We start from the raw sequence: 6,047 nt of genomic DNA, 5'->3' as shown, positions 1-6,047 counted from the left end.
TTATCGCGTCGGCACGCGAACCAGCGTGGATGTGCTGGATGCGCAACGCGAGATCTACGCCGCCCGCCGCGACTACGCACGCGCACGCTACGACTACCTGCTGAATTTGCTGAGACTCAAGCAAGCCGCGGGACAGTTGGCGCCGGCTGATCTGGCGGAGATTGACGGGCTGCTAGCGATGGAAACCGGCGCTGCCTCGGACTCCACGCCGTAGCACTCAAACTAGGACGCAATCCCCAAAAACAACGCAAGCGAACGCTCGACCTGAAGCAACTTCTCCGCCGAAACGCGGCCGATTCGCTGGCCGATCTTTGCTCGCTTGACCGTGATGATCTTGTCGATCATCACTTGCGATTCTTTTGTCAAACCCGACTCCTGATCGGGCGAGAGCGGAACCCTCAGTAGCGGCGCGTCAACCAGATGGCTCGTCACCGGAAGAATGGTGACGCTGACCGTCTCAGAAAATTCGTTGGCTTGAATAATCAACGCGGGACGCGGCTTTCCCAAGTCACCTTGCAGGGCAATAGTGACCAACTCTCCTCGTTTCACGCCGTCCAGCCGTCGATCTCGCTCGCGACCTCATCCATCCAGTCACTAATGGACGGATCCACCGAATCAGATTGGGCAACCAGCGCGGCCTGGCGTCTGCACTCGTCCTCAAAGCCCTCACGGCGCGAATCGGGAACCCAGATCTGAATCGGTCTTAGCCCGGCGGCGCGCAATGCATCGCGGTGCTTCTGAACTCGCTTGCTGACGGAGCTTTCGCTCATGGCGATATCTCCACAAAGAGGAGATCACACAGTAGCGCCTTGTTACATGTAACAGCAAGTTGCCTGCAGATGACGCCCCACGATGTCGCTATCCGTTCTGGCCTGACCCGACATCCATGTACGGCTTCAACCACGGCGCCGCCCTGATCACGCGGTACCACTTGTTGCCGATGCCGCCGATCAGGGCCTCTTCCGGCTTCGGCGTGCCGTGGAAGACGATCAGCTTCGCCCCGTCAGGCTTTTGCGGCGCCTGAAACGCTCCCAGCGGCAGTGGCTTGACGCAATCGTGCTTGAAGCTGGCACACCAGGGCCTGGGCCAGTAGTCGAGCAGGCCCCGACGACGCATGTAGTCGGAGATGAATTCCTGTTCGTTGCGATAGCGCGTCAGGACCGCCTCGCCCATGTCCCGCAACTCGTCCAGCAGGCCCGTATGCGCACCGGCGTTGAACCGGAAGGTGGAGGTGTTGCCGGTGAAGCCGTGGCGGTACCGGAACGGCTTGTAGTCCTTGATGACGCGAAACGCACCGTCGAGTTCGAAGAACGGGTCCAGCGAGTCGACGATGACGACGTCCAGGTCCAGATAAAGCGTCGGCCCTGAAAGACCGCCGAGCTGCTCGCTGGACGCGAACAGGCCGAGTTTCTTCCAGCCACGGTTGTCACGATCGCCGACCACGGGCACCGCGGGCAGCGGGACGACCTCCACCTCCTGAATAATCCCGTCGGCGCGGTCGGTGGCGCAGACAAACTTCAGTGGTCCGCTAACTGCATGGCGCACCATGCGATACAGCCGATTGACCTCGTCAGCGGGGAATTTTGCGCCCCACTTGGTGCAGACGACCTGACGTGCGCTAGAACTCACTGAGGATCAGTGCAATCTGTCTTCAAGCGACTTCATTGAGCCGGTTGGCGAAGTCACGACCAGCCGTTGGGGCAGGCAGCTCCCGATTGTCCGCGTTGTAGAGTGCAATGATCTCTTCCACTCGTGCACAAAGTTCGTGAAAAACGGCTTCTTCATCCGCCCCATGGCAGCCGCCAAAGAACAAGCCTGGAGCGCTGCCGACAAAGCAACCATCCTCATGGGACCACTCGACAATTTTCACGTAGTCAGCACTGCTCGTCATGACTTTGCCTCTTTGATCGCCTGCTGGACTGCTCGGACCTGGTAACGCTTGGCGTCATCGCCCGGCTTACCCGACAGGGTGATCGGTTTCGCGACTGTCGGATGCACATAGTTTCTGTGACTGCCCTTCCCGCCCCGATCAACGAACCCGGCACGCGACAGTTCCGCCATCAACTCCCGAATTTTCGGCGGCATCGCACTCCTCAATCTAGCGGATTGTAGTCAACCAGTGCTCGTACTTGGGCTCCTCGCCCTTCACGGTCCGGAAGTACAGGCTTTGCAGCTGTTCGGTGATGGGCCCGCGCATGCCGTCGCCGATCTTGCGCCCGTCTACCTCGCCGATCGGCGTGACCTCGGCGGCCGTTCCGGTGAAGAACACCTCGTCGGCGATGTAGAGATCGTCACGGGTCACGCGCTTTTCGATGACCTCAATGCCAAGATCGTCGCAGAATTCCATGATGGTCTTGCGCGTGATGCCGTCCAGCGCACTGCGCAGGTCGGGCGTGTAGATTCTGCCTTCGCTGACGTAGAAGATGTTCTCGCCGCTGCCCTCGGCCACGTAGCCATCCACGTCGAGCAGCAGCGCTTCGTCGTAGCCGTCGCGCAGCGCCTCGGACAGGGCCAGCATGGAATTGAAGTAATGCCCGTTGGCCTTGGCCCGGCACATCGCCGAATTCACGTGATGACGAGTGTAAGACGAGGTGCGAATCCGAATGCCCTTGTCGTACTGGCCGCCGAGGTAGGCGCCCCAGGTCCAGGCAGCGACCATCAGGTGCACCTGAAGATTGTCGGCGCGCAGGCCCATGCCCTCGGACCCGTAGAACGCCATCGGCCGCAGATAGGCGGAATCCAGGTTGTTGTCCCTGACAGCGGCGAGGCAGGCGGCGTTGATGGTCTCGGCATCGTAGGGAATCTTCATGCCGAGAATCTTCGCCGAGTTCAGCAGCCGGTGCGTGTGCTCGGGCAGGCGGAAGATCGCCGGCCCCTTCGCCGTCTCGTAGGCGCGAACACCCTCGAAGACACCCAGGCCGTAGTGCAATGTGTGGGTCAGGACGTGGACCTTGGCATCGCGCCACGGCACCATTTCGCCATCCAGCCAGATCACACCATCACGGTCGGCCATCGACATCGCGAGTTCTCCTTGTTGCATCGCGCAGAAAATCGGGGCGCATACTATACCGCCACGCCCGCTTCCGTACCGTTCTTTCCTCGCTGGCTCACACCGACTCGCGAACCGGCACGGCCCGTGACTGACCGATGAACTGGCTGGACAGGCTGCAACATGAGATCGACCGGCTCTGGCGCCGCTACCGCTGGTATCTGCGCCCCTTCAAGTACCGGGACTACCGCCGCTGGCTCGCCCGGCAATCCCGCGACATCCCCACCGACCGGAAGCGGGTGCTGTTCGACTTTCGCGACTCGCGCATCGACGGCCCGCAAGGCCGACGCTTCTACACATTGCTGATGTTCTTCGTCCGCAATCACTACTTCCCGATCCTGGCCCGCAGCTACCTGTTCATGGCCAACATCGGAAAGAAGGAGAAGCGTCACACGCTCTCCGAGACGTTCGCGGTAATCGATCCCGGCGCAGCGGTGCCGGGTCCGTACATCCTGGTCACCGATCGCGACGACAGCCCCTGGGCCAGCGACGCCGAGCGCATCGTCCGGATTGACTACCGACCCAGCTACTCGCCCGGCGACGGCACCTACCCCATGCCGTTTCCGCTGTTCCCGGGCGTCTACGCGCGCGGCGAGGATCAGAAGATCGTCCGCTTTCGTCAGGACAGCCGGCCCTGGCGTGTGTTCTTCGGCGGCGATGCGCTGGTCGGCAAGTACAGCCAGCCGTCGATCACCCAGGTCTACGGCAAGCTGCCACGCACCGACGTGCTGGACATCCTGCGCCGCGAGCTGCCGGCACGGCGCTGGGTGGACCCGCAGGATCAGGCGGCCTTCGATGCCATTCGCGGCAAACCATTCGATGGGCTGGTGATCATGAACACGCGCAACTGCCGCGTCCCGGTGGACGACTGGCTGTGGACCGTCGCGGACGGCTGGTTCTATCTCGCCTGCCCCGGCTATCGCTACCCGATGTCGCACAACATCATCGAGGCGATGGCGGTCGGCAGCATTCCGCTCACCCAGTATCCGGAGCTGTTCTTCCCGGCGCTGAAGGACGGCGTGAACTGTCTGGTCTTCCGGGGAGCGGATGACCTGTCCGATGTCGTCCGACGGGCGCTGGACATGCCCATCGATGAGGTTCGAGCCATGTCGGATGCGGCCGCACGCTACTACGACGAGCACCTGTCGCCGGCGGCAACCGTGCGAGGTCTGCTGTCCATGCCCGGCCGGGAAGTCCGGCTGCGCCTCGTTCCGTTCTTCAAGCCAGGTGGCGGTTACGCCTGATCCAGCAACGCGCGGGAGTCCACCCCGTAGTGCTCGCAGAGCTGCAACCACTGCTTACGGTTCAGATCCTGGTTGACGTTCATCGGCTTGAGACGCACCTGATCCGAACCCACGATCTCGCGCGGCCGACCAACCTTGCGATCCGCCGTGCGGATCGGCGTGCCGGCCAGCCAGGCCATGAACTTGAACCAAAGATCGTCCGCGCGCGGCGTCAGCGCCATGAACAGATCGGCGTCTGTAGCATCCGCGTGCAGCGAACCGGGCGGATACAGCACCCCGCCGTAGCCCATCTGCACCAGCGCGTGACTGCTGACGCCGCGCTGTTTCAGCTTGGGCCAGTCGTCATAGGGCACGACCTTGCCCGCGGGGTTCAGCGTCAGCGACCGCGCGATGTGGGCGACGATCGCCCGCGGGGTCTTGCGGTGCGATTCCAGCAGGGCCTGCATCCAGCCACGGCGGTACATCAGATCGTCGTCACAGGTCACGATGACCTGATCCGGAAACGCCGCCAGGCTGGGCGCCAGCTTGCAATGGCAGGAATCCAGCGGCGTGTAGCGAATCTCGAATTTCGTCCCGACCATGTCCAGCAGCGACCGCGGCAGGCCTCCCTCATGCTGCTCGTTTAGCCACAGCACCATCCGTTTGGGCGCTACCGACTGCGACAGCACGCTGCGAACCACCAGATCCAGATTGGCAAAGCGGCTGGGGATGCTGGTGAGCGACACGAGCACATCCGCATCGCTCGGCTTCGCGGCATGCAGGTCGGCCACTGACAGCCGGCGCAGCCGACGCGCCTGCCAGTTGGAATAGAGAATCTGCTTCTTTTTCATTGCGATGCCGGAGACTGCTGGCGCACGACCTCGTCGTAGAGCGCCTCAAGCGACTCGGTCTGCCTTCGAATATCGAACAACCGACGCACCCGTTCGGCGCCCGCGGTCCCCAGTGACTGCGCCAGATCAAGGTCTCCCAGCACCCGGCCCAGATCGGCGGCCAGCGCATCAACGTCACGCTCCTCCGAAAGCAACGCAGTCTCGCCATGACTGACCGCTTCGCCAATCCCGCCAGAGCGGAAACCCGCGACAGGCCGCCCCAGCGCCTGTGCCTCCAGGAAGACCATGCCGAGTCCCTCGGCATCACGTTCGGTGCGCACGCTGGGCGCCGCCAGCACGCGGGCCGATCGCATCGCCGCATGCACGGCCTGCGGCGGCTGCACGCCGAGAAACTCCGACTCCAGGCCAAGTTCGCGATCCAACGCCACCAGCGACTCTCGCAACGGGCCGTCACCGATCAGGCGCAGCCGGGCGTTCGGGTGTCGCGCCCGCACCTGCTCCATCGCCCGCATCAAATAGGCGATGCCCTTTTTCTCGACAAACCGGCCGACGAACAGCACCACCGGCTCCTCTGGAACCGGGCTGGCGTCGAGTTGCTCCAGAGGAATGCCCATGTAGTGCTGGACCAGCTTGTCATCCGGACAGCCGGCCTCCACCAGCCGGTCGGCAATGAAGCCGGACACGGCGATCACCCGATCGCAGCGACCAAAGGCCGTCTGCAACTGACGGCGAAACGCCGGGGTGAGCGGATTCGTCACATCATTGCCGTGCGCCGTCACGATCATCGGCAGGCCCAGCGCATCGGCAATCTGCCGGCCCGGTTTGGCCGCGCTGACAAAATGGGTATGCACGATTCGGGGCTTGGCGGCGGCCAGCGCGCGCGTCCACGCTCGGGGCGGCGGCAGACCGCACCGCATCGGCAGG

At 63.2% G+C, this 6,047-nt stretch carries 10 protein-coding genes; 2 read left to right on the top strand and 8 right to left on the bottom strand.

The features are described from left to right. A partial coding sequence (locus tag ABNS06_RS09195) for a TolC family protein (protein ID WP_348674087.1) occupies window positions 1-214 on the top strand: 214 nt, incomplete at its 5' end. Window positions 215-222: 8 nt separating this feature from the next. On the opposite strand, the gene ABNS06_RS09190 is transcribed toward ABNS06_RS09195, so the two are convergent. The 6 genes from ABNS06_RS09190 to ABNS06_RS09165 form a co-directional block, all read right to left on the bottom strand. Beyond that, window positions 223-549, bottom strand: coding sequence for a type II toxin-antitoxin system PemK/MazF family toxin (locus ABNS06_RS09190; protein WP_348674086.1), 327 nt, complete (start codon window positions 547-549; stop codon window positions 223-225). Continuing rightward, complete coding sequence (locus tag ABNS06_RS09185; RefSeq protein WP_348674085.1) at window positions 546-770, bottom strand: antitoxin MazE family protein; 225 nt, start codon at window positions 768-770, stop codon at window positions 546-548. The genes ABNS06_RS09190 and ABNS06_RS09185 overlap by 4 nt, the downstream gene beginning before the upstream one ends. Before the next feature lie 88 nt (window positions 771-858). Then, a complete protein-coding gene (locus ABNS06_RS09180) occupies window positions 859-1,629 on the bottom strand; it encodes a glycosyltransferase (RefSeq protein WP_348674083.1) in 771 nt (256 codons plus the stop codon). A 22-nt stretch (window positions 1,630-1,651) separates the two neighbouring features. Continuing rightward, window positions 1,652-1,891: a hypothetical protein gene (locus ABNS06_RS09175; protein ID WP_348674082.1), complete on the bottom strand. Its 240-nt coding sequence runs from the start codon at window positions 1,889-1,891 to the stop codon at window positions 1,652-1,654. Next, window positions 1,888-2,061 (bottom strand): type II toxin-antitoxin system HicA family toxin, encoded by a 174-nt coding sequence (locus ABNS06_RS09170; RefSeq protein WP_348674088.1) that lies wholly within the window; start codon window positions 2,059-2,061, stop codon window positions 1,888-1,890. The genes ABNS06_RS09175 and ABNS06_RS09170 overlap by 4 nt, the downstream gene beginning before the upstream one ends. A gap of 37 nt (window positions 2,062-2,098) precedes the next feature. Then, window positions 2,099-3,019 carry a branched-chain amino acid transaminase gene (locus tag ABNS06_RS09165; RefSeq protein WP_348674080.1) on the bottom strand — a complete coding sequence of 307 codons (921 nt, stop codon included), beginning with the start codon at window positions 3,017-3,019 and terminating at the stop codon, window positions 2,099-2,101. Between the two features lie 128 nt (window positions 3,020-3,147). Here ABNS06_RS09165 and ABNS06_RS09160 point away from each other — a divergent pair, with 128 nt between their 5' ends. After that, entirely contained in the window at window positions 3,148-4,293 is a 1,146-nt protein-coding gene (locus ABNS06_RS09160; protein WP_348674079.1) for a glycosyltransferase, read from the top strand. Here ABNS06_RS09160 and ABNS06_RS09155 read toward each other — a convergent pair. Both ABNS06_RS09155 and ABNS06_RS09150 read right to left on the bottom strand, forming a co-directional pair. Further along, a complete protein-coding gene (locus tag ABNS06_RS09155) occupies window positions 4,284-5,123 on the bottom strand; it encodes a hypothetical protein (protein ID WP_348674078.1) in 840 nt (279 codons plus the stop codon). The two genes, ABNS06_RS09160 and ABNS06_RS09155, sit on opposite strands and share 10 nt — an antisense overlap. Further along, window positions 5,120-6,047: glycosyltransferase (locus tag ABNS06_RS09150; RefSeq protein WP_348674076.1), on the bottom strand; the 928-nt coding region annotated here is incomplete at its 5' end. The genes ABNS06_RS09150 and ABNS06_RS09155, both read right to left, overlap by 4 nt.

This window comes from uncultured Abyssibacter sp. (assembly GCF_964000955.1).
GTDB lineage: Bacteria > Pseudomonadota > Gammaproteobacteria > Nevskiales > OUC007 > Abyssibacter.
This window is presented reverse-complemented; position numbering and strand designations above follow the sequence as displayed.